21 protein-coding genes are annotated in these 17,314 nt (G+C 62.0%); 10 read left to right on the plus strand and 11 right to left on the minus strand.

The window, feature by feature from the left end; genetic code table 11:
- Positions 1 to 29: 29 nt before the first annotated feature.
- Entirely contained in the window at positions 30 to 437 is a 408-nt protein-coding gene (locus tag DT068_RS07150; protein WP_119389110.1) for a GFA family protein, read from the plus strand.
- On the opposite strand, the gene DT068_RS07155 is transcribed toward DT068_RS07150, so the two are convergent.
- Positions 434 to 1,309 carry an arginase family protein gene (locus tag DT068_RS07155; RefSeq protein ID WP_119389111.1) on the minus strand — a complete coding sequence of 292 codons (876 nt, stop codon included), beginning with the start codon at positions 1,307 to 1,309 and terminating at the stop codon, positions 434 to 436. The two genes, DT068_RS07150 and DT068_RS07155, sit on opposite strands and share 4 nt — an antisense overlap.
- Positions 1,310 to 1,386: 77 nt before the next feature.
- On the opposite strand from DT068_RS07155, the gene DT068_RS07160 reads away from it, so the two are divergent.
- Positions 1,387 to 2,214, plus strand: a complete 828-nt coding sequence (locus DT068_RS07160; protein WP_119389112.1) for an SDR family oxidoreductase — start codon at positions 1,387 to 1,389, stop codon at positions 2,212 to 2,214.
- Between the two features lie 125 nt (positions 2,215 to 2,339).
- Here the strand turns inward: DT068_RS07160 and DT068_RS07165 are convergent, their stop codons facing one another.
- The 5 genes from DT068_RS07165 to DT068_RS07185 all read right to left on the minus strand — a co-directional run bounded on the left by DT068_RS07165 (position 2,340) and on the right by DT068_RS07185 (position 5,070).
- Positions 2,340 to 2,813, minus strand: coding sequence for a DoxX family protein (locus DT068_RS07165; protein ID WP_119389113.1), 474 nt, complete (start codon positions 2,811 to 2,813; stop codon positions 2,340 to 2,342).
- Positions 2,814 to 3,590, minus strand: coding sequence for an HvfC/BufC N-terminal domain-containing protein (locus DT068_RS07170; protein ID WP_119389114.1), 777 nt, complete (start codon positions 3,588 to 3,590; stop codon positions 2,814 to 2,816).
- Positions 3,591 to 3,597: 7 nt separating this feature from the next.
- Positions 3,598 to 4,452, minus strand: coding sequence for an MNIO family bufferin maturase (bufB, locus tag DT068_RS07175; protein WP_119389115.1), 855 nt, complete (start codon positions 4,450 to 4,452; stop codon positions 3,598 to 3,600).
- Between the two features lie 64 nt (positions 4,453 to 4,516).
- Positions 4,517 to 4,801, minus strand: coding sequence for a BufA1 family periplasmic bufferin-type metallophore (locus DT068_RS07180; protein ID WP_119389116.1), 285 nt, complete (start codon positions 4,799 to 4,801; stop codon positions 4,517 to 4,519).
- Positions 4,801 to 5,070 (minus strand): BufA1 family periplasmic bufferin-type metallophore, encoded by a 270-nt coding sequence (locus DT068_RS07185; RefSeq protein ID WP_119389117.1) that lies wholly within the window; start codon positions 5,068 to 5,070, stop codon positions 4,801 to 4,803. Before DT068_RS07185 ends, DT068_RS07180 begins: the two co-directional genes overlap by 1 nt.
- 176 nt (positions 5,071 to 5,246) lie before the next feature.
- Here DT068_RS07185 and DT068_RS07190 point away from each other — a divergent pair, with 176 nt between their 5' ends.
- Together DT068_RS07190 and DT068_RS07195 are read left to right on the plus strand one after the other, a co-directional pair.
- The gene (locus DT068_RS07190) at positions 5,247 to 5,798 is read left to right on the plus strand and encodes a sigma-70 family RNA polymerase sigma factor (protein ID WP_119389118.1); all 552 of its coding nucleotides are present in this window, start codon (positions 5,247 to 5,249) and stop codon (positions 5,796 to 5,798) included.
- The gene (locus DT068_RS07195) at positions 5,795 to 6,433 is read left to right on the plus strand and encodes an NrsF family protein (protein ID WP_119389119.1); all 639 of its coding nucleotides are present in this window, start codon (positions 5,795 to 5,797) and stop codon (positions 6,431 to 6,433) included. The genes DT068_RS07190 and DT068_RS07195 overlap by 4 nt, the downstream gene beginning before the upstream one ends.
- A 10-nt stretch (positions 6,434 to 6,443) precedes the next feature.
- Here the strand turns inward: DT068_RS07195 and DT068_RS07200 are convergent, their stop codons facing one another.
- Both DT068_RS07200 and DT068_RS07205 read right to left on the minus strand, forming a co-directional pair.
- Positions 6,444 to 6,860, minus strand: a complete 417-nt coding sequence (locus tag DT068_RS07200) for a hypothetical protein (protein ID WP_119389120.1) — start codon at positions 6,858 to 6,860, stop codon at positions 6,444 to 6,446.
- On the minus strand, positions 6,857 to 7,108 hold the full coding sequence (locus DT068_RS07205; protein WP_119389121.1) for a type II toxin-antitoxin system Phd/YefM family antitoxin: 252 nt from the start codon (positions 7,106 to 7,108) through the stop codon (positions 6,857 to 6,859). The genes DT068_RS07200 and DT068_RS07205 overlap by 4 nt, the downstream gene beginning before the upstream one ends.
- A gap of 110 nt (positions 7,109 to 7,218) precedes the next feature.
- Between DT068_RS07205 and DT068_RS07210 the strand changes: the two genes are divergently transcribed.
- Positions 7,219 to 7,647: a VOC family protein gene (locus DT068_RS07210; RefSeq protein WP_119389122.1), complete on the plus strand. Its 429-nt coding sequence runs from the start codon at positions 7,219 to 7,221 to the stop codon at positions 7,645 to 7,647.
- Here the strand turns inward: DT068_RS07210 and DT068_RS07215 are convergent.
- Entirely contained in the window at positions 7,644 to 8,210 is a 567-nt protein-coding gene (locus DT068_RS07215) for a hypothetical protein (RefSeq protein WP_119389123.1), read from the minus strand. The two genes, DT068_RS07210 and DT068_RS07215, sit on opposite strands and share 4 nt — an antisense overlap.
- 158 nt (positions 8,211 to 8,368) lie before the next feature.
- On the opposite strand from DT068_RS07215, the gene DT068_RS07220 reads away from it, so the two are divergent.
- Together DT068_RS07220 and DT068_RS07225 are read left to right on the plus strand one after the other, a co-directional pair.
- On the plus strand, positions 8,369 to 9,739 hold the full coding sequence (locus tag DT068_RS07220) for a trimethylamine monooxygenase (RefSeq protein WP_119389124.1): 1,371 nt from the start codon (positions 8,369 to 8,371) through the stop codon (positions 9,737 to 9,739).
- Complete coding sequence (locus DT068_RS07225) at positions 9,702 to 10,814, plus strand: DUF2332 domain-containing protein (RefSeq protein WP_368904503.1); 1,113 nt, start codon at positions 9,702 to 9,704, stop codon at positions 10,812 to 10,814. Before DT068_RS07220 ends, DT068_RS07225 begins: the two co-directional genes overlap by 38 nt.
- A gap of 7 nt (positions 10,815 to 10,821) precedes the next feature.
- Here DT068_RS07225 and DT068_RS07230 read toward each other — a convergent pair whose 3' ends face one another.
- Entirely contained in the window at positions 10,822 to 11,673 is an 852-nt protein-coding gene (locus DT068_RS07230; RefSeq protein ID WP_119389126.1) for an LssY C-terminal domain-containing protein, read from the minus strand.
- An 83-nt stretch (positions 11,674 to 11,756) separates the two neighbouring features.
- Between DT068_RS07230 and DT068_RS07235 the strand changes: the two genes are divergently transcribed.
- Positions 11,757 to 12,065: a GIY-YIG nuclease family protein gene (locus DT068_RS07235; RefSeq protein WP_119389127.1), complete on the plus strand. Its 309-nt coding sequence runs from the start codon at positions 11,757 to 11,759 to the stop codon at positions 12,063 to 12,065.
- Positions 12,066 to 12,138: 73 nt separating this feature from the next.
- Here DT068_RS07235 and DT068_RS07240 read toward each other — a convergent pair whose 3' ends face one another.
- Complete coding sequence (locus tag DT068_RS07240; protein ID WP_119389128.1) at positions 12,139 to 14,523, minus strand: trimethylamine N-oxide demethylase; 2,385 nt, start codon at positions 14,521 to 14,523, stop codon at positions 12,139 to 12,141.
- Between the two features lie 143 nt (positions 14,524 to 14,666).
- On the opposite strand from DT068_RS07240, the gene DT068_RS07245 reads away from it, so the two are divergent.
- Positions 14,667 to 15,152 (plus strand): flavin reductase family protein, encoded by a 486-nt coding sequence (locus tag DT068_RS07245; protein ID WP_119389129.1) that lies wholly within the window; start codon positions 14,667 to 14,669, stop codon positions 15,150 to 15,152.
- 266 nt (positions 15,153 to 15,418) lie between these two features.
- Complete coding sequence (locus DT068_RS07250; protein ID WP_119389304.1) at positions 15,419 to 17,227, plus strand: trimethylamine N-oxide permease; 1,809 nt, start codon at positions 15,419 to 15,421, stop codon at positions 17,225 to 17,227.
- Positions 17,228 to 17,314: the final 87 nt, after the last annotated feature.

The following is a 17,314-nucleotide window of genomic DNA, read 5'->3' on the forward strand; positions in this document are numbered from 1 at the left end:
GCCTCCCGCCTCTGTCATAGACAGGGGCCATGACACGAACCGGCGGATGCCAGTGCGGTGCCGTGCGCTATGAATGCGCCGGCGAGCCCTTTGCGCTCTTCATCTGCCATTGCACCGAATGCCGCAAGCAATCGGCTTCCGCCTTCGGCATGTCGCTCCCGGCGCCGCGTGAGGGCTTCAGGATCACGAAAGGCGAGCCGAAATTCTGGTCGCGTCGGGGCGACAGCGGGCTCCAGATAAACGGTGCCTTCTGTCCGCATTGTGGGAGCCGTTTGTGGGACGAGCCTCAGGATGCGCCCGACATCGTCGTCCTCAAGGGTGGATCGCTCGACCAGCCGATCGACATGGCGAAGGCCATCCATATCTGGACGTCGCGCAAGCTGCCGGGGATGATTATTCCCCCTGACGCCGCGCAGTTTCCGGAAGAGCCGGGCTAAGGTTTCAAGATCTCGATCAGTGCCGCCACGAGATTGCGTGCAGCACTGCGCTGCGGATCGAGATTGGGATTATAGATGGTGAGCGTCATGCCCTTCACCTTGGCCGTAGCGAAAGCGGCGCCGAGCAGGCGCTTCAGCTCGGCATGGGACAAGCCGTCCTCCATCCGGTAGTCGACCGCCGGCATGATCTCGTCGTCCAGCACATCGACATCGAAATGGATCCAGAAGCCATCGAGACGGTTATTCGTCAATCGCGCCAGGGCCTGGTCCACGCCGGCCTGGCCCAGCGCATGCGCTTCCTTCACATCGATGCGCATGAGAGTCGAAGGATAGGGCGTCTCGATGAAATCGGAACTGTAGAGATGGTCGCGCGTGCCATAGGCGACACAATCCTCGGGGCGGAAATAGGGGGATAGCCCATCGATATTGGAGAGTGCTGCGGCTCCATGTCCCGTCACCAAAGCGAGATCCATCGAGGCAGCCTCGCCGGTCGGCTCGATCCTGGCATCCCAGTAATCCATATGGCCGTCGACGAAGAGAAGTCCGTGCCGGCCACGTTCACGTAGCGCCAGAGCGGGGCCGAGCAGGATGCTGCAGTCACCACCAAGCACGATGGGTACGGCCCCATCCTCTACCGCGTCCCACACGTCTGTCGCGAGGAGATGCGTATAGGTGACAAGGCCCGCGGGATTGAGCATGTGGGTGCTGGCATCGCGGCGGGGGTCATAGGCCGGTGGCTCGATGCGTTTTGTCTCCGCGATGCCAAGTCCGACGCCCAGTCCCATTTCCATGAGCACCTGCGGCGCGTGCTGGACGCCCGAGGGCCAGAGGCCGAGGACGGATGGAGCTTCTATGATCCGATAAATCGGCATGGCCGGAAACTTTGCCACTTTCTGGATGGCCGCTCCAGCGCTAGAAATATCTCCCTTTCAACCGCGGGAACCCAGTCATGAGCACAGCTGAAGCATTCGCATCGTCCTCTCTTGAGGGGAAAGTCGCCATCATCACAGGCGGCACGCAGGGCCTGGGCGAAGCGACGGCGCATCTCTTTGCCGATCGGGGTGCCAAGGGTGTGGTGATCTGCGGCCGCAACGAGAAGAATGGCGAGAAGGTCAAGGCGGCACTCGCCAAGAAGGGCGTCGAGACGGTCTTCATCAAGGCTGATCTTGGCAAGGTGGACGACAGCCGCGCCGTCGTTGCTGCCGCCGACAAGGCTTTCGGCCGCGCCGATATTCTCGTCAATGTCGCCGGCATCACCGATCGCGGCACCATCTGGGACACGAGCCCTGAACTCTTCGACCAGATGTTCGCGGTTAATGTCAGGGCGCCGTTCTTCCTCATGCAAGACACCGCCAAGCTGATGAAGCGCGAGAAATCGGGCGGCACCATCGTCAACATCATCTCGATGTCGGGCCATGGCGGGCAGACCTTCATCACGGCCTATTGCGCCTCCAAGGGGGCGCTCATCACCCTCACCAAGAATGTCGCCTTCAGCCTCATGCGCCATCGCATCAGGGTCAATGGCCTGTGCATCGGCTGGATGGATACGCCGGGCGAGGACCGGATCATGAAGACCTATCACGATGCGAAGGACGGCTGGCTGGTGGAGGCCGAGACGAAGCTGCCTTTCGGCCGCTTGCTCAAGACCGACGAGGTGTCACGCGCCATCGCCTATCTCGCCAGCGATGAATCCGGAATGATGACGGGATCGATCATCGATTTCGATCAGCAGGTCGCGGGCTGCGCCGACTCGGCGCCGCAGCCGCCGCCGCTTTAACCCAAGTTCATCATGGCCGCCCTTGAGGCGGCCATCCAGTCTCTACTATGTACAACTGATTTGACGGACGGGCTGGATGGCCGAGTCGAAGCCCGGCCATGACGAAATGGGGGAGAGGTGATCGCTTACGATGAGGAGTTAGAGTTGTTCCGCACCTTGATCAGGTGATCCAGCGACCAGGCGCCCGCACCTCTGGCGATGAGAATGAGAAAGCATGCGGCCCAGGTGCCATGCGTCGGCCAGGCATCCGGATAGACGAAGATCTCGATGACGAGCGTCATGACAAGGAGCGCCAGCGCGGCGAAGCGTGTCGCAAGCCCCAGCACCAGCAGGATGGGGAAAAAATGCTCGGCGAAAGCGGCGAGATGCGCTGCGATCGCGGGATCGACAAGCGGCAGCCGATATTCCTCCCGGAACAGATAGACGGCATTGTCGGAGACCTGCCAGCCGTCGAGCTTGGTCTGGCCCGATTGCCAGAAGACGGCGGCCGGGAAGACACGCGCGGCAAGCGCGATGAGCGAATAGGGAATCTGCTCGCACAGGCCGATGGCCTTCCTGATCAGGGCCGCTGCCGGAATATTTGCGATCGCCTTGTCCATTCACGCCTCCAACGGGGGTTCGGAGAGGATGTCGATGACGGCGCCCGAGCGCAGGAGATCGGCGAGATTGCCGCCGAGATCGAAGGTCTCGTCCACCGTGAGGGCTTTCCCGAAAGCGCCGGCCAGCCCGTCGCCCGCCATCAGCGCGAGGAGAAAGGCGGTGCTGCCGGGGGCGATACGACGGGTGAGGACGGCAAGCTCCGGCCGCGTGACGAGCGCGTCTTCCGCCTGCCAGTCGGCAATTGGTGTCAGAGGCTGCTCGCCCGAATTCATCGACCAGATGGTGACGACGGGATAGGCCGACCGTAGCACCGAAGCGGCCGGGTGGAAGATGAATGTGAGTCCCGCCATCCGTTCAGGCGCGATCCGGGTGAGGACTTGCGGGTCGACCGAGGCGATGTCCGCTGCGTGATAGGCGCGCACCTGCGCGTCCTCCAGCCGCACGATATCCGCGAGATATGGCACGCTTGCCGCCGGCGCAAAGCCCGCGACGAAATCGGCGAAGCTATTGCCATAATGTAGAAGCACCGGCGAGGACGGCGGATGCTCGAGCACATAGTCGCGCGCCATCGCGGTGAAGAAGTCTTCCCCCACGATCTTCTCCGTCACGGGGAAGCGTGCCGCGAGCGCGCGGGCAAGTCCCGTGGCCACATTGTTGCGATAGACGCCATAGCGCCGCACCGGCTCCGCACCCGTCCAGGATCTGAGACCGGACGGCGGCGGCTTCGAACGATCGAGCAGGGGGGCCGCGAAACTGGCTTGCGTGACCTGGGTCATGGCGCCCTCACGCGGCGGCCGGGCGACGGGCCCGATCGAGGATGGCTTGTGCCGCCTGCGCCTCGGCCCGCAATACGGGCCAAGCCGGAATATTGTCGTCCCACTCGACGAGACTCGCCACGGGGCCTGAGCGCGCGATCACACTTTCATAGAGTGCCCAGACCGGATCGGCGACTTGTTTGTCATGCGTGTCGATGAGGAGAGGTGCGCCCGCTTCATCGATCGTCTCGGCATGGCCGCTGAGATGGATCTCGCCGACATGCTGGAGCGGGAAGGAGGCGAGATAGGCTTCCGCGTCGAGCTTGTGATTGGTCGCCGACACGAACACATTGTTGACGTCGAGCAGCAGGCCGCAACCGGTGCGGCGTGCGATCTCGGCAAGGAATTCGGTTTCCGGGATCGTGCTTTCGGCGAAGAGCAGATAGGTGGCTGGGTTCTCGAGCAGCATCTGCCGGTTGAGGGTCGACTGCACCTGGTCGACATGCTCGACGATGTGGTCGAGTGTTTCATGCGTATAGGGCAACGGCAGGAGATCGTTCAGGAACACCGTATCATGGCTCGACCAGGCGAGATGCTCGGAGAAGCTCTCAGGCTCGTAGCGATCGCACAGGCTCTTGAGTCTCGCGAGGTGGTCGCGGTCGAGCGGTTGCATCGAGCCGATCGACAGACCGACGCCATGCAGCGAGAGCGCATAGTTCTCTCTGATGTATCTGAGATGTGCATGCGGCGGGCCGCCATCGCCCATGTAGTTCTCGGCATGGACTTCGAAGAAGCCGATCGGTTGCCGGCCTTCCCTGATGGCGGAGAAATGCTCGGGCTTGAAGCCGACCCCCGACTGGCGAGGCAAGTGGCTGAGTTGCATGGCTTCCCTCCGGTTACTGGGTTGGCGGCGAAGCCCGAACAACGAGCTTCGCCGCGATTTCGTGTCAGGAAGGCCGGGTAATGGGGGCAAGCGAGCCTGGCCCAAGGGGCGTCTGCATCGTGACGCAGGTGCCCTTGGGAACGAGCTTCCAGGCATTGCCCTGGTAGTCGACCTTCGAGGTCCCGGCGCATGTGGTGCCGGGCCCGGCGGCGCAGTCATTCTGGCCCTTGAGCGCCACCCCGTAGCACTTCTCCTTCTCGTCGGCGGCCGACGCCTGAGGAAGGCTCAGGAGAGAAACGGCGGTGGCGAGCGAAGCGGCCAGGATGGCTTTTGAGGCGATGCCGGCCATTACCCCTTCATCGGCTCCAATGTGCCCTTGCCCTTAGGCGTCTCCATCGAGGTGCAGGTGCCTTTCGGCACCAGCTTGAAGGATTCGCCGTCATAGTCGACAGTCGAATGGCCCTTGCAGTCATGCATGCCGGCCTTGCAGTCATTCTGGCCCTTCATGGCGACGCCATAGCATTTCTCGGTTTCCTGGGCCTGGGCCGGAATGGCGAGCAGGGCCACGGCCGAGGCGAGCGATCCCGCCAAAGCGAGATGGAGCGAGCGGCGATTCATGTCTTTCCTCCATATGAATATGAGCCCCTGTTGGCTCATATGGGGCTCTTCGCGGAATGGGCTGGCGGCATTACAGTGAGTGCGAATTTTTCTGCCGCCTGACACGCCAACGTGATAGTTCGGGACGGTTGTAACGATTTGGCCCCGGTGAGCGAAGAAGGGAAGACGCGGAATATATGGGTGCCGTTGAAGAGGAATGGGCCGTGCTGATGCGTGCCGCCATGGCTGGGGATGAGGCTGCCTACAGGGCTTTCCTGACGGCGGTGACCCCTTCCATTCGCGCTACGGCACGGCGCAATCTGGGCCGCTTCGGGCTGGGCGCGAGCGAGGCCGAGGATGTCGTCCAGGATACGCTTCTCGCCATCCATCTGAAGCGCCAGACCTGGGACCAGGACCGCCCCATCGGTCCCTGGATTTCGGCCATCGCGCGCAACAAGTTCATCGATCTGATGCGCCGCCGCGGCCGCAATGCCCAGGTGCCGATTGAAGACGTGGCCGAAAGCCTGGCCGCCGAGGACAGCGACGTGACGCTCGATAACTATGACGTCCATCGCATGCTGGACAATCTCAACGAGAAACAGCGCAATGTCGTGCGCTCTCTCGCCATCGAGGGCGTCTCGGTGCGCCAGACGGCGGAACGCCTGAACATGACGGAAGGGGCCATTCGCGTGACCTTGCATCGTGCGGTCAAGGCGCTGGCCATGATCTACCGGGAGCAGAAGAAGTGAAGACCGATGATCTCATTACGGCACTCGTAGCCGACCGCGCCGCGAAGCCGCCGAAGCCCAAGGCGGCGATCATGGCGGCAGCGGCCGGAGGCGCCGTCATCGCTGCGGTCCTGTTCCTGTCCATAATTGGTTTCAGGAACGACATCGCCGCGGCGGTCGAGACCTATCGCTTCCTGTTCAAATTCGTCGTGACCCTGACGCTGGCCGCAAGTGCGATCGCCTTGGCGCTGCAGGTCCTGCGCCCCGAAGCATCGCCCGGACGCTGGCTTTGGGGCATTGCGATCGCGCCCGGCCTGCTGCTCCTCGCCGTTGTGGCCGAGCTTGTCGTCATGCCGTCCGCGACCTGGATGCCGCGCCTCATTGGTACCAATGCGCGCGTCTGCTTGACGGTCATCCCGTTGCTGTCGATTGTGCCGCTGACGGCTTTCCTGTGGGCTCTGCGCCAGGGCGCGCCGGCCCGGCCCGGCCTCGCCGGCGCCCTGGCGGGCTTGGGCGCAGGCGGCATCGCCGCCACGCTCTATGCCAGCCATTGCACCGATGACAGCCCGCTCTTCGTCATGACCTGGTATTCGCTCGCCATTGGCCTGGTGACGCTGGTCGGCTACCTTGCCGGTAAGCGCTGGCTCGCCTGGTAGGCGGGTGGACCTAAATGCGATCGATGCGAGCGGAGGCTTGCCCGATGAACGGGCGCACCGCGGCGGCGATCTTGGCGAGGAAGGACGAGCTGAAGCGTCCGAGAATCTCAGTATTCGGATCGAAGTAGTGGGAAGTCTCCGCCACATCGTAATTGTATTCCGAGACCGTGATCCATGCCTCTTTCCACTCGCGCAAGCCCGCACGGCGTCGTTCGAGAGCAGGAATGAGCAGGGCGGCCTGATCGGAGCGCGGCGGGGTGCCTGAGATGGCCAGCAAGACGAGATGCGTCACGTCGGATTTCAAGATCGCAAGCAACAAACAGACCGGGCGATCCTTTCGCCCTTCGGTTTCTCCGTTCTCCGACTGCCAGCGCCAAAGATAGGGATAGGTCAAAACAGAACCTTTTGGCGGCAGGGCCGCAGTCATCTGCCTTTCTTTCCTTCCTCAATCAGCTTGTCGAGTTCGGGAAGAATGATCTCTGCGAGTTCGGCCGGCGTTTCGCCCGGACCATACACTCGCCGCGGGTCGGCCTTGCGGATGTTCTGGAAGTCCTCGAAGGTCATGAGGACATAGCGCGGCTTACGGTGATGAGTGATTGCAACGGGTTGCCGATCAGCCGCCATAGTCACGGCTTTCAGATCGCGCACGAGTTCGACCGTCGTAAACAGCTTCATTAGAGCCTCTCAAATGATAATGCGAATTATACGTATTATTTGCTTTTTTGTCAAGTGAATGAAACAGAAGCATCCGGCTCCGCGTTGCGACCGGAGACGGAGGAACCGGCATGGAAACCCAGGAACTGCATCGCGGACGGCTGATCGATCACATCCAGCTTGTGGTGAGGGATCTCGGCGCCAGCCGCCGCTTCTATGAAGCGATTTTCAAAGTGCTCAATATTCCGATAGGCGGCAGTGCCAAGGATTATTTCTGGGCGGACGAGCTGTTTGTCTCGACCGCCGACAGCCAGGCAGCACAGGGCAAACTGACCGGCCGCCATCATCTCGCCTTCCAGGCCAAGGATCGGGCGATGGTCGAGGCCTTCCACAAGGCCGGAGCTGAGAATGGCGGCTGGGACAATGGTGCTCCGGGCGAACGTCCCTATCATCCGGGTTATTACGCGGCGTTCCTGCTCGATCCTGATGGCAATAATATCGAGGCCGTCTATCACGGCGAAGCCAGGCGCAGCGCAGCTTCGGTTGAGATCAGGTTCTAGCCCGGCCAGGGCTCCGCCATCGCATTCTTCCAGTTGGGCCGGAAGCTCAGCACCTCGACGTCATTGCCGAGGCCAGGATTGAACAGCCGGTTGTGCCAGAGACTTGCCTCGCGCGAGATATCGCGCGCCGCCAGCCGCTTGACCGCGCAGGCCAGGCGGAAGCGCTGCGCATATTGCTCGAAGTCGAGGAGCACGGTCTTGAGCTTGACGAGCCGATCGGCCATCGCCGAACCCTTGGCGAAGACGGCGGTGAGTTCGTCCGAGAAGAGTTCCGGCAACTGATAGTAATCCGCCGCCAGATATTTGATCCCGGCCTCGAAGGCCAGACGGTGGTCATGGGTCTTCTGCAGTTGGAACCTGAAGAAAGCGGTACTCTCCTCCGGCTGCTCGGGAACCAGGAGGACGGTCATCTCGGGCATGACGATCTCGCCCCTGAGGCTCGAAACCTGTGGCCGGAAGCCCGGCATGGGCACCCCGCCATGGTCGCGCATGGCCATCTGCCTGAGCCGGCATTGCCAGGCGATAAAGCTGGTCTTGAGTTCGCTGTTGGAGAGTCGTTTCATGGCCTTCTTTCTAGACCAATGTCGCACCGCAGCATGCGTCTTTACGGTTGCAAAATTGGTTCAGAATTGGCCTAATAGTGGTCAGAATTGGTCATAGAGTCAAAATAAACACGCTCCGCCGGTGTGGCAGGGGCGGTGAATGGAGGAGAGCTTCGGCAATGGCAAGAGTAGCAGTGATTGGCGCGGGTCCGTCCGGCCTGGCGCAGTTGCGGGCCTTTCAGTCGGCCAGGAAGAAGGGCGCCAAGATCCCCGAAGTGGTCTGCTTCGAGAAGCAGGCCGACTGGGGCGGCCTGTGGAACTACACCTGGCGCACTGGCCTCGATGAATATGGCGAGCCCGTCCATGGCAGCATGTACCGCTATCTGTGGTCGAACGGCCCCAAGGAATGTCTCGAATTCGCCGACTACACTTTCGAGGAGCATTTCGGCAAGCCGATCGGCTCCTACCCGCCGCGCGCCGTGCTGTGGGACTATATCAAGGGCCGCGTCGAGAAAGCGGGCGTGCGCAAATGGGTGCGCTTCTCGACGCCCGCCCGCATGGTGACCTACAGCAAGAAGACGAAGAAATTCACCGTCACCGTGCATGACCGCAAGAAGGACAGGATGTATTCGGAGGAGTTCGATTACGTCGTCGTCGCTTCCGGCCACTTCTCGACCCCCAATGTTCCCTATTTCGAAGGGTTGAAGACCTTCAACGGCCGCGTGATGCATTCCCATGATTTCCGCGACGCGCTCGAATTCAAGGGCAAGGATATCCTCGTGGTCGGGCGCAGCTATTCGGCCGAGGATATCGGCTCGCAATGCTGGAAATATGGGGCGAAGTCGGTCACCGCGAGCTATCGCTCGAAGCCCATGGGCTTCAACTGGCCGAAGAATTTCGAGGAACGTCCGCTGCTGCAGCGGCTCGAGAACAAGACCGCTTATTTCAAGGACGGCTCATCGAAAGAGGTCGATGCGATCATCCTATGCACCGGCTATCTGCACCACTTCCCGTTCCTGCCCGACGATCTGCGCCTCAAGACGGCGAACCGGATGTGGCCATTGGGCCTCTATAAGGGCGTCGTGTGGGAGGAAAACCCGAAGCTCTTCTATATCGGCATGCAGGACCAGTTCTACACCTTCAACATGTTCGACGCCCAGGCCTGGTATGCGCGCGATGTCATCATGGGACGCATCAAACTGCCGTCCAAGGACAAGATGATCAAGCACAGCAAGGCCTGGCGCAAGCGCGAGGAGAAGCTCGAGAATGCCGAGCAGATGATCTGGTTCCAGGGCGACTATGTGAAGGAGCTCCTGGCCGAGATCGACTATCCGAAGTTCGACATCGAGGCGACGAACAAGACCTTCATGGAGTGGGAGCACCACAAGGTCGAGAACATCATGGGCTTCCGCAACAATGCCTATCGCTCCCTGATGACCGGCAACATGTCGCCCAAGCATCATACGACCTGGGTTGACGCCATGGATGATTCCATGGAGACCTATCTGGGCGATGGCAAATCGGGAGCCCACAGGAAGGCCGCCGAGTAAGTCGGCCGCATCTGACGGAGAAGAGCGGGTCCGCCAGGCCTTCCGCTTGCAGGCGGGCTGGTGCCGCGATCTGGGATCGCCCTTCACCTCGCTCCTCTGTGCGCTCGCCGGCGAGCGGCTCGACCGCTCGACCGCCATTGGCGAGACGATCCTCGATTGGCAGGGCGATCCCGATTCGAAGGCGGATTCGGTGCCCTTGCGCTTCGCCGGCGCTCTGAACGGGCTGGTGCGCAAGGGGCTCTTGCCCGAGCTCAAGCGTCTCTATCCGCCCAATCCCGTGCCGGACGGTGACGTGCTCTGGTCCAAGGTGCGGGAGGCGCTGGCGGCGGCCGAGGCCAATATCGCGCCCTGGCTCGCTCTACCGCCGCAGACCAACGAGGTCGGGCGCTCCGCTATCCTCTATGCCGGCCTGTGCTGGCTTGCCGCGCGCTATCCCTTGCCGATGCGGCTTTACGAAGTGGGCGCCAGCGCCGGCCTCAATCTAAATCTCGACCGCTATGCCTATCGCTTCGGTGAAGATGTCTTTGGCGCCGCCGGCGCTGCGCTTTTCCTGACGCCGGAATGGGATGGGCCACCGCCGCCCAACCTGTCGCCCCGTATCGTGAGCCGCGAGGGCTGCGATCTCTCGCCCCTCGATGCGACCGCGGCCAAGGATCGCGAGCGGCTTCTGGCCTATGTCTGGCCCGATCAGGCGCAGCGCGTGAAGCGTCTCACCTCAGCACTCGCGATCGCCCAGCATCATCCGGTGAAGATCGAGCGCGTCGATGCCGCAGCCTGGGTCGAGCGCAAGCTTGCGGCGACGACGGCCTGGGGCGAGCAGCAGGTGCTCTTCCACTCGATCGCCTTCCAGTATTTCCCGAAAGCGAGCCAGGAGCGCATCGCCGGCCATATGGAGCGGGCAGGGGCCTCGGCGACACGCGACGCACCGCTTTCCTGGCTGCGCTTCGAGGTCGATCCGGAGCTGGACAAGGCTTTTTCGCTCAGGTTGCGCGTGTGGCCATCAGGTGAGGATCACCTCCTGGCCACCGGCGATCCGCATGGAAGCTGGGTGAAATGGCTGGCGCCTCGCTCCTGAAAGTCATCTAGTCGGTGGGCAGACCGCCAGCGGCCTGGCGTACCCCGCGCCAGAGATCATCCTTCAGCTCGATGATCGGCGGATTGGGCAGGTCGGCGGGCGGCTGCGGATTGATGGCGCCGCGCTCAGTCAGGACCATGACGCGGATCTCCCCGTCGGTATAGTAGCTGTCGCCGCCGCCATTGCGCCCGAACAGCGTCGGCCCGACGCCGGAAACCTGATAGGTGGTGACCACCATGCGTGCCCCGGTGAGGCTGGCGCTCAGATAATCGCGCTCGGCATCGACATCTGCAGCGATATGATGCGTGACCTGTCCTGTATAATGGCTGAGGCCCACGCCCTTGTCGAAAGTGGCGGAGCCGAGCCAGACCGGCCGTCCTTCAGCGCCTTTCGCCAGGACCTGCCACAGCCGCACATGGTGCCGCCGGTCGGCGCTGGCTCCGTCCTCTTTCTCGAAAGCAAGCTCCTCGCGGTGCCCGCCGAGAAAGAGGGGGCTGACCGGCGCATCCTTGTAGGAGCGGTCGAGGATCACGCTGCCGACGATGGCGATGCTCGAGCGCAGCGTCAGCGGATCGGCCGGCGACCAGCCGATGGCCTGCATGGCGAAAGCGATATCCTCATGGCTGCCGACCAGCCCGATATTGATCGGACCACCTGGAATGCCTTGTGCGGTGCGGGTCACCATCGGCAGGTCTTCCAGGCCCTTCTGATGCTCATAGTGAGACCAGGCGAAGGGCAGGATGACATAGGTGGCGAGCACATAGGCAGCGACCAGCGCCACAAGGAAGATGAGCGCACGCCGGCCGCGCTGGGAAAGAGAAGTAGGGTACGATCGAGACGGTTGACGGTTTGAGACCATGCTACGTTTTCTCAACAACCCTCACCCTGAGGTGCCCGGCAAAGCCGGGCCTCGAAGGGTCCATCAGGATAGATAGAACACATATGCCTTGGGTGTACATTCTGCACTGTGCCGACGGTACCTACTATACAGGCATGACGCGCGCTGAAGAGCCAGACCAACGCCTATCTGAACATCAAATGAAACTCTCTCCGAGCGCATTCACGGCGTCGCGGCTTCCGGTTCGCTTGGTTTACTCCGAACATTTTGTCTTGATCGCGGACGCAATCTTCGCGGAGCGGAAAATCAAGGGCTGGTCGCGCGCCAAGAAAGAGGCGCTGATCAGAGGCGATTGGGACTTGATCCAGGTGCTGTCGAAACGAAGTGGCGGGAAGGCTAGAGCCCCATCCTGAAGGACCCTTCGAGGGCCGCTACGCGGCCACCTCAGGGTGAGGGGTGTGGAGAGAAGCGTGTGTGGGACCGTCTCTAGCTCCGCGGCCTTGTCTTTTCCGGATCGAAATGCGGGAAGCGCGCGATGCGGGCCGGCAGGCGCTTCTGATGGCCGTCGAGCTTGCCGATCTCGACCTCGGTGCCGATCTCGGCATGGGTGACATCGACGCGCGCCAGCGCGATGTTCTTCTTGAGCAGCGGCGAGCGCGTTCCGCTGGTCACGACGCCGATCTGGGCGCGGCCGATATGGATGCAATCGCCATGGCCGACCGCCTCATTGGCGTCGATATCGAGGCCGACGAGCTTGTGGCGCGGATGCTCCTTGCGCTCGACGAGTGCTGCCTTGCCGATGAAGTCGTCGGTCTTGCTCTTGAGCGGCACGGTGAAACCGATGCCAGCCTCGAAGGGATCGATCTGGTCGGAGAACTCGTAATTGAAGAAGATGAGCCCGGCCTCGATGCGCAACATGTCGAGGGCCTCGAGACCCAGCGGCGACAGGCCATGCTTCTGCCCCGCCTCCCACACCGCGTCGAAGACGGCCGTCGCGTCCTTGGGATGGCAGAAGACTTCATAACCGAGCTCGCCCGTATAGCCGGTGCGCGACACGACGATGGGGACACCCTCGAAGCCACCGATGCGCCCGACGGTGAAGCGGAACCAGTCGAGCTCGCCGATGGCGGTCTGAGCCGGAGCCGTCCACACGATCTCCTTGAGAAGCTCACGCGATTTCGGGCCCTGCACGGCGATATTGTGCAACTGATCGGTCGATGAGCGCACCCAGGCCTTGAGGCCCATCTTCTCCGCCTGCTGGCGCAGCCAGATGCCGCTATACTCATCGCCGCCGATCCAGCGGAAATTGTTCTGGGCGATGCGGAACACGGTTCCGTCATCGATCATGCCGCCATGCTCGTAGCACATCGCGGTATAGACGACCTGGCCCGGCGACAATTTGCGGATATCGCGCGTCAGGCAATATTGCAGCAGCGCCTCGGCATCGGGGCCGGTCACCTCGAATTTGCGCAACGGCGACAGGTCCATTACCGCGACGCGCTCGCGGCAGGCCCAGTATTCCTCGACCGGTCCGTCATTGTTGAAGCGCTGCGGCAGCCAGAAGCCGCGATATTCGGTATAGTTGCGGGTGAGCGCAGAAAAGCGCGGATGGAACGCGGTCTCGCGCGTGAGCTGGGGATCGGCGTCTGGGGTCATGCGATAGGCCACCGCTCTCGAGAATTTTTCTTTGTCGGAATAAGTGCGCACATGGATGTCGCTCGGATCCCAGCCATTGCCCACATTGATGTCATCGGGACAGGCCGATGACACGCAGACGAGATCGGTCAAAGCGCGCATCAGCACATAGTCGCCGGGTCTCGACCAGGCTTCATCGAAGGTGATCTGGTTATGGTCGTCGATCCGGGTGTTGTAGAAATAGTTGATCGCTTCCCAGCCTTTGCGCGCGGCGACACCATGGGGAGCGAGCGCGCGGTTGAAATTCTCCGTGCAGTTCACATGCCCAGGATAGCCGACATCGTCATAGTAGCGGCTGTTGCAGGCGGTGGCGAAGAAGTCATGCCGCCCGACCGTGTCCTGCACGACTTCCACCAGGGGTTCGAAGTCGAAGCCGAACATCTTCGAGAGCAGCCCCGGTGTCGGATAGGCGCGTCCGGTCAGCGTGCGCGTCACCGTGCCATCGAGGGCATTCTCCAGGCCCTTATCCAGCTTGCGCTGCGAGAAGCATTGGAAGTCCGTCATTTGCCGGCCGGAGACATCGATGATCTGGATGTATTCGCCGGCGCGCACGAGATAGGCCTTCGCCGTTCTTGCCCCGACGCGGATTTCCTGCAGGGGATCGGCGAGCGGCTCGGGCAGCACATCGAGGGTCTTGCCTGGCGCGGGCTTCGCCCGCTCGATCCTGACCTCGATGGGGGTCGCCGTGTCCTGCAGTTCGGCATCCATCTTGGCCCCGGGCGCGCCGATGACGAGAGTGCCATCGCGCCCCGCCGTGAAGTTTTGGCGGCTGCCGGCGGGCGACATCGTGCCGAACAGGCGAATCGCCCTGGCTTGCCCCAGATCGATGTGACGCCGCGCCAATGCCTTGCGGGCCCGCAGCGCTGAGTCATTGTCTTCGGCAAGCATTGCCTTGAGGCCGGTCGGATCGCCGGCGCCTTTAGCGCCCAGGATGGCGGGGTCGCTTTGACCGTCGGGACCTGCGGCGATGATCTCGCAAGGCTGCCCGCCTTCGATATCTGTCACAGTGATGCGGTCGCCGGCTTTGATCTCCAGGGAAAGAGACCCGCCACCCGGAATCCTGTAGCGTTCCGTGCCCGGGGGCAGGGCCGGCATGCCGGGCCTGAGGATGATGCTGGGCCGCGGTGCGATGCTGGCGATGGGATGGTTCTGAAAGCTCTTTTCGAACCTGTTCATATGGGAAGGCTAACGCTAACAGCTACGGAAAGCAAATGGTATGAAATTGGGCGTGATTGGTTTTGCGGTAAAGCTACGCGCGAAAACCTATCCATTTATTGCCATCCGGCGCTAAAAGCGCAGATGTTTCTCGGAGAAGCCGAATGACTGCGCCCATCGACGTCCGCGCCTTCCGCACTGCCCTTGGCGGCTTCGCGACCGGTGTCACCATCGTCACGACCCGTGGTCCCAAGGGCGAGCTTGTCGGCAACACGGTCAACTCTTTCAGCGCGGTTTCCCTCGACCCGCCGCTCGTCCTGTGGAGCCTCGGCAAGCGCGCTTACAGCTTTAAATCATACCTTTCGGCAGATCATTTCGCGGTCAATGTGCTGCGTGAGGGCCAGGATGACATATCGCGCCGCTTTGCCCGCTCGCTCGACGACAAATGGGCTGGCATCGACTACGAGACCTGGGAGACCGGCTGTCCGATCCTGCCCAATGCGCTCGCCGTCTTCGAATGCCGTATGGCCTATACCTATCAGGGCGGCGACCATGTGATTTTTGTCGGCGAGGTCACCAATTTCGATCACGATCCCCATGGCCGCCCCTTGATCTTCTGGCATGGCGATTATCGGTTGGTAACCAAATAGAGCCCAATTATTACCACTTGAAACCAAATTCATACCATTTTAGCATCCCTACAGCCGCTCGTGCGGCTGGCCCGCAAGGGCGATTAGTGGGGAACGCTCATGCTGATAGCCGGGCGAAAAAGATCCGGGCTAGCGTGGTCATCAGGGAAGGAAGGCGCAGCCGCGCCTCACCGACCTCTCTCCCATTGTACTGATCACAGCCGGCCTGATGGGGCGCTTCGGGCGCTGGCCGGCAGGTGTCACTTCAACATATGGAGATGTCGCTCATGACGACGAAACAGGGCGCTGGCGGAGCAGCCAGCGCGACGGTTTCGCCGGGTTTGGTCACAACCGAATCCGGCGAGCTGCACCGCGCCATCGACTGGCGCGGCGCATTCTGGGTGGCGGCGGGTGTGCCGCCGCTGGTGCTCTTCTCGATCGGTGGCATCGCCACGACGACGGGCAAGTTCGCTTTCCTGGTCTGGATCATCTCCATGATCATGGGCTTCCTGCAGTCCTTCACCTATGCCGAGATCGCCGGCATGTTCGGCAACAAGTCGGGCGGCGCCTCGGTCTATGGCGCCACCGCCTGGCTGCGCTATTCAAAATTCATCGCGCCGCTCTCGGTGTGGTGCAACTGGTTCGCCTGGTCGCCGGTGCTGTCGCTCGGCTGCGCCATCGCGGCGGGCTACATCTTGAACGCGCTCTGTCCGATCCCCGCGGCGGATTCGCAAATGGTGCTCGACTGGGTGACGGCCAAGGCCTCGACGCTCACGGCCGAGTCGCCGCGCGTCGTCGAATGGCTGGCCGCCAATGCCGGCAGGACGGCGCAGGATGCGATGACGGCACTCCTGACCCAGGATGCGGTTGCCGCACTCACGCCGACGGTCCGTACCTGGTCGCTTCTGTCATTCAATATCCCCTACCTGGCCCAGGCGCATCTCAATGCCACCTTTTTCATCGGTGCGATCCTGATGCTGATCATCTTCGCCATCCAGCATCGCGGTATCGCTTCGACCGCCGGCGCGCAGAAATGGCTGGCGATCATCGTGCTTGTGCCGCTTGTCGTCATCGGTGTGCTGCCCATTCTCCTGGGCAAGGTCGACACGATGAATGTGACGGCCCTGGTGCCGCCTGCGGCAACTGACACCGGCGCCTGGACGATTGGCAGCTGGACCTTGATCCTCGGCGGCCTCTATATCGCCGCCTGGTCGACCTACGGCTTCGAGACGGCGGTCTGTTATACGCGTGAATTGAAGAACCCGAAGACCGACACCTTCAAGGCCATCTTCTATTCGGGCCTTCTCTGCATCCTGTTCTTCTTCCTCATCCCCTTCACCTTCCAGGGTGTCCTGGGGGCTTCAGGAATGCAGGCGCCCGGCATTGTTGACGGCACCGGTATCGGTGAAGCGCTTGCCGGCCTGGTCGGTGGCGGCAAGGTGGTGACGCAGATCCTGGTGATTCTGATGATCCTGGCGCTGTTTCTCGCCATCATGACGGCGATGGCCGGCTCCTCGCGCACGCTTTATCAGGGGTCGAAGGATGGCTGGCTGCCGCGCTATCTGAGCCATGTCAACTCGCATGGCGCGCCGACGCGGGCAATGTGGACGGATTTCGCCTTCAATCTGTTCCTGCTCGCCATCGCGTCCGACGTTGCCGGTTATTTCTTCGTGCTCGCCGTGTCGAATGTCGGCTACATTATCTTCAACTTCCTCAACCTCAACGCCGGCTGGATCCATCGCATCGACTCGGCACACATCACGCGTCCCTGGAAAGCGCCGACATGGCTGATCGGGCTCAACACGGTTCTGGCCTTCGTGAATGCCTTGTTCCTCGGCGCCGGCGCCAAAGTGTGGGGCTATGGCGGAAGCATTCTGCTGGTCGGAGCGGTCTTTGCCGCTCTCATCCTGCCGATCTTCGCCTTCCGCCATTATGTGCAGGATGGCGGTCGCTTCCCGGCCGGAGCATTGGCCGATCTCGGTCTCAGGGAAGGCGATATGGGCGAGCGCAAGGCCGGCATGCTGCCCTATCTCGCTCTGGCGGCCGGGCTGATCGTGGTCCTGGTGGCCAACTGGTTCTTTGTCATGCCGGGATAGGCGAATAAAACCTGTGAGGGCGCGAATGGCGGTTCGAAAGGACCGCCATTTTATTTGCCTTGATCGGATTCCATCACCCGCCGATAC

Source organism: Taklimakanibacter lacteus (assembly GCA_003576695.1).
Lineage (GTDB): Bacteria > Pseudomonadota > Alphaproteobacteria > Rhizobiales > Aestuariivirgaceae > Taklimakanibacter > Taklimakanibacter lacteus.

What these genes read in the sequence shown, in the direction of transcription:
- DT068_RS07150 (WP_119389110.1), top strand. Translation starts at nt 30, where the DNA reads ATGACACGAACCGGCGGATGCCAGTGCGGTGCCGTGCGCTATGAATGC.
- DT068_RS07155 (WP_119389111.1), bottom strand. Translation starts at nt 1,309, where the DNA reads ATGCCGATTTATCGGATCATAGAAGCTCCATCCGTCCTCGGCCTCTGG.
- DT068_RS07160 (WP_119389112.1), top strand. Translation starts at nt 1,387, where the DNA reads ATGAGCACAGCTGAAGCATTCGCATCGTCCTCTCTTGAGGGGAAAGTC.
- DT068_RS07165 (WP_119389113.1), bottom strand. Translation starts at nt 2,813, where the DNA reads ATGGACAAGGCGATCGCAAATATTCCGGCAGCGGCCCTGATCAGGAAG.
- DT068_RS07170 (WP_119389114.1), bottom strand. Translation starts at nt 3,590, where the DNA reads ATGACCCAGGTCACGCAAGCCAGTTTCGCGGCCCCCCTGCTCGATCGT.
- bufB (WP_119389115.1), bottom strand. Translation starts at nt 4,452, where the DNA reads ATGCAACTCAGCCACTTGCCTCGCCAGTCGGGGGTCGGCTTCAAGCCC.
- DT068_RS07180 (WP_119389116.1), bottom strand. Translation starts at nt 4,801, where the DNA reads ATGGCCGGCATCGCCTCAAAAGCCATCCTGGCCGCTTCGCTCGCCACC.
- DT068_RS07185 (WP_119389117.1), bottom strand. Translation starts at nt 5,070, where the DNA reads ATGAATCGCCGCTCGCTCCATCTCGCTTTGGCGGGATCGCTCGCCTCG.
- DT068_RS07190 (WP_119389118.1), top strand. Translation starts at nt 5,247, where the DNA reads ATGGGTGCCGTTGAAGAGGAATGGGCCGTGCTGATGCGTGCCGCCATG.
- DT068_RS07200 (WP_119389120.1), bottom strand. Translation starts at nt 6,860, where the DNA reads ATGACTGCGGCCCTGCCGCCAAAAGGTTCTGTTTTGACCTATCCCTAT.
- DT068_RS07205 (WP_119389121.1), bottom strand. Translation starts at nt 7,108, where the DNA reads ATGAAGCTGTTTACGACGGTCGAACTCGTGCGCGATCTGAAAGCCGTG.
- DT068_RS07210 (WP_119389122.1), top strand. Translation starts at nt 7,219, where the DNA reads ATGGAAACCCAGGAACTGCATCGCGGACGGCTGATCGATCACATCCAG.
- DT068_RS07215 (WP_119389123.1), bottom strand. Translation starts at nt 8,210, where the DNA reads ATGAAACGACTCTCCAACAGCGAACTCAAGACCAGCTTTATCGCCTGG.
- DT068_RS07220 (WP_119389124.1), top strand. Translation starts at nt 8,369, where the DNA reads ATGGCAAGAGTAGCAGTGATTGGCGCGGGTCCGTCCGGCCTGGCGCAG.
- DT068_RS07225 (WP_368904503.1), top strand. Translation starts at nt 9,702, where the DNA reads ATGGCAAATCGGGAGCCCACAGGAAGGCCGCCGAGTAAGTCGGCCGCA.
- DT068_RS07230 (WP_119389126.1), bottom strand. Translation starts at nt 11,673, where the DNA reads ATGGTCTCAAACCGTCAACCGTCTCGATCGTACCCTACTTCTCTTTCC.
- DT068_RS07235 (WP_119389127.1), top strand. Translation starts at nt 11,757, where the DNA reads ATGCCTTGGGTGTACATTCTGCACTGTGCCGACGGTACCTACTATACA.
- DT068_RS07240 (WP_119389128.1), bottom strand. Translation starts at nt 14,523, where the DNA reads ATGAACAGGTTCGAAAAGAGCTTTCAGAACCATCCCATCGCCAGCATC.
- DT068_RS07245 (WP_119389129.1), top strand. Translation starts at nt 14,667, where the DNA reads ATGACTGCGCCCATCGACGTCCGCGCCTTCCGCACTGCCCTTGGCGGC.
- DT068_RS07250 (WP_119389304.1), top strand. Translation starts at nt 15,419, where the DNA reads ATGACGACGAAACAGGGCGCTGGCGGAGCAGCCAGCGCGACGGTTTCG.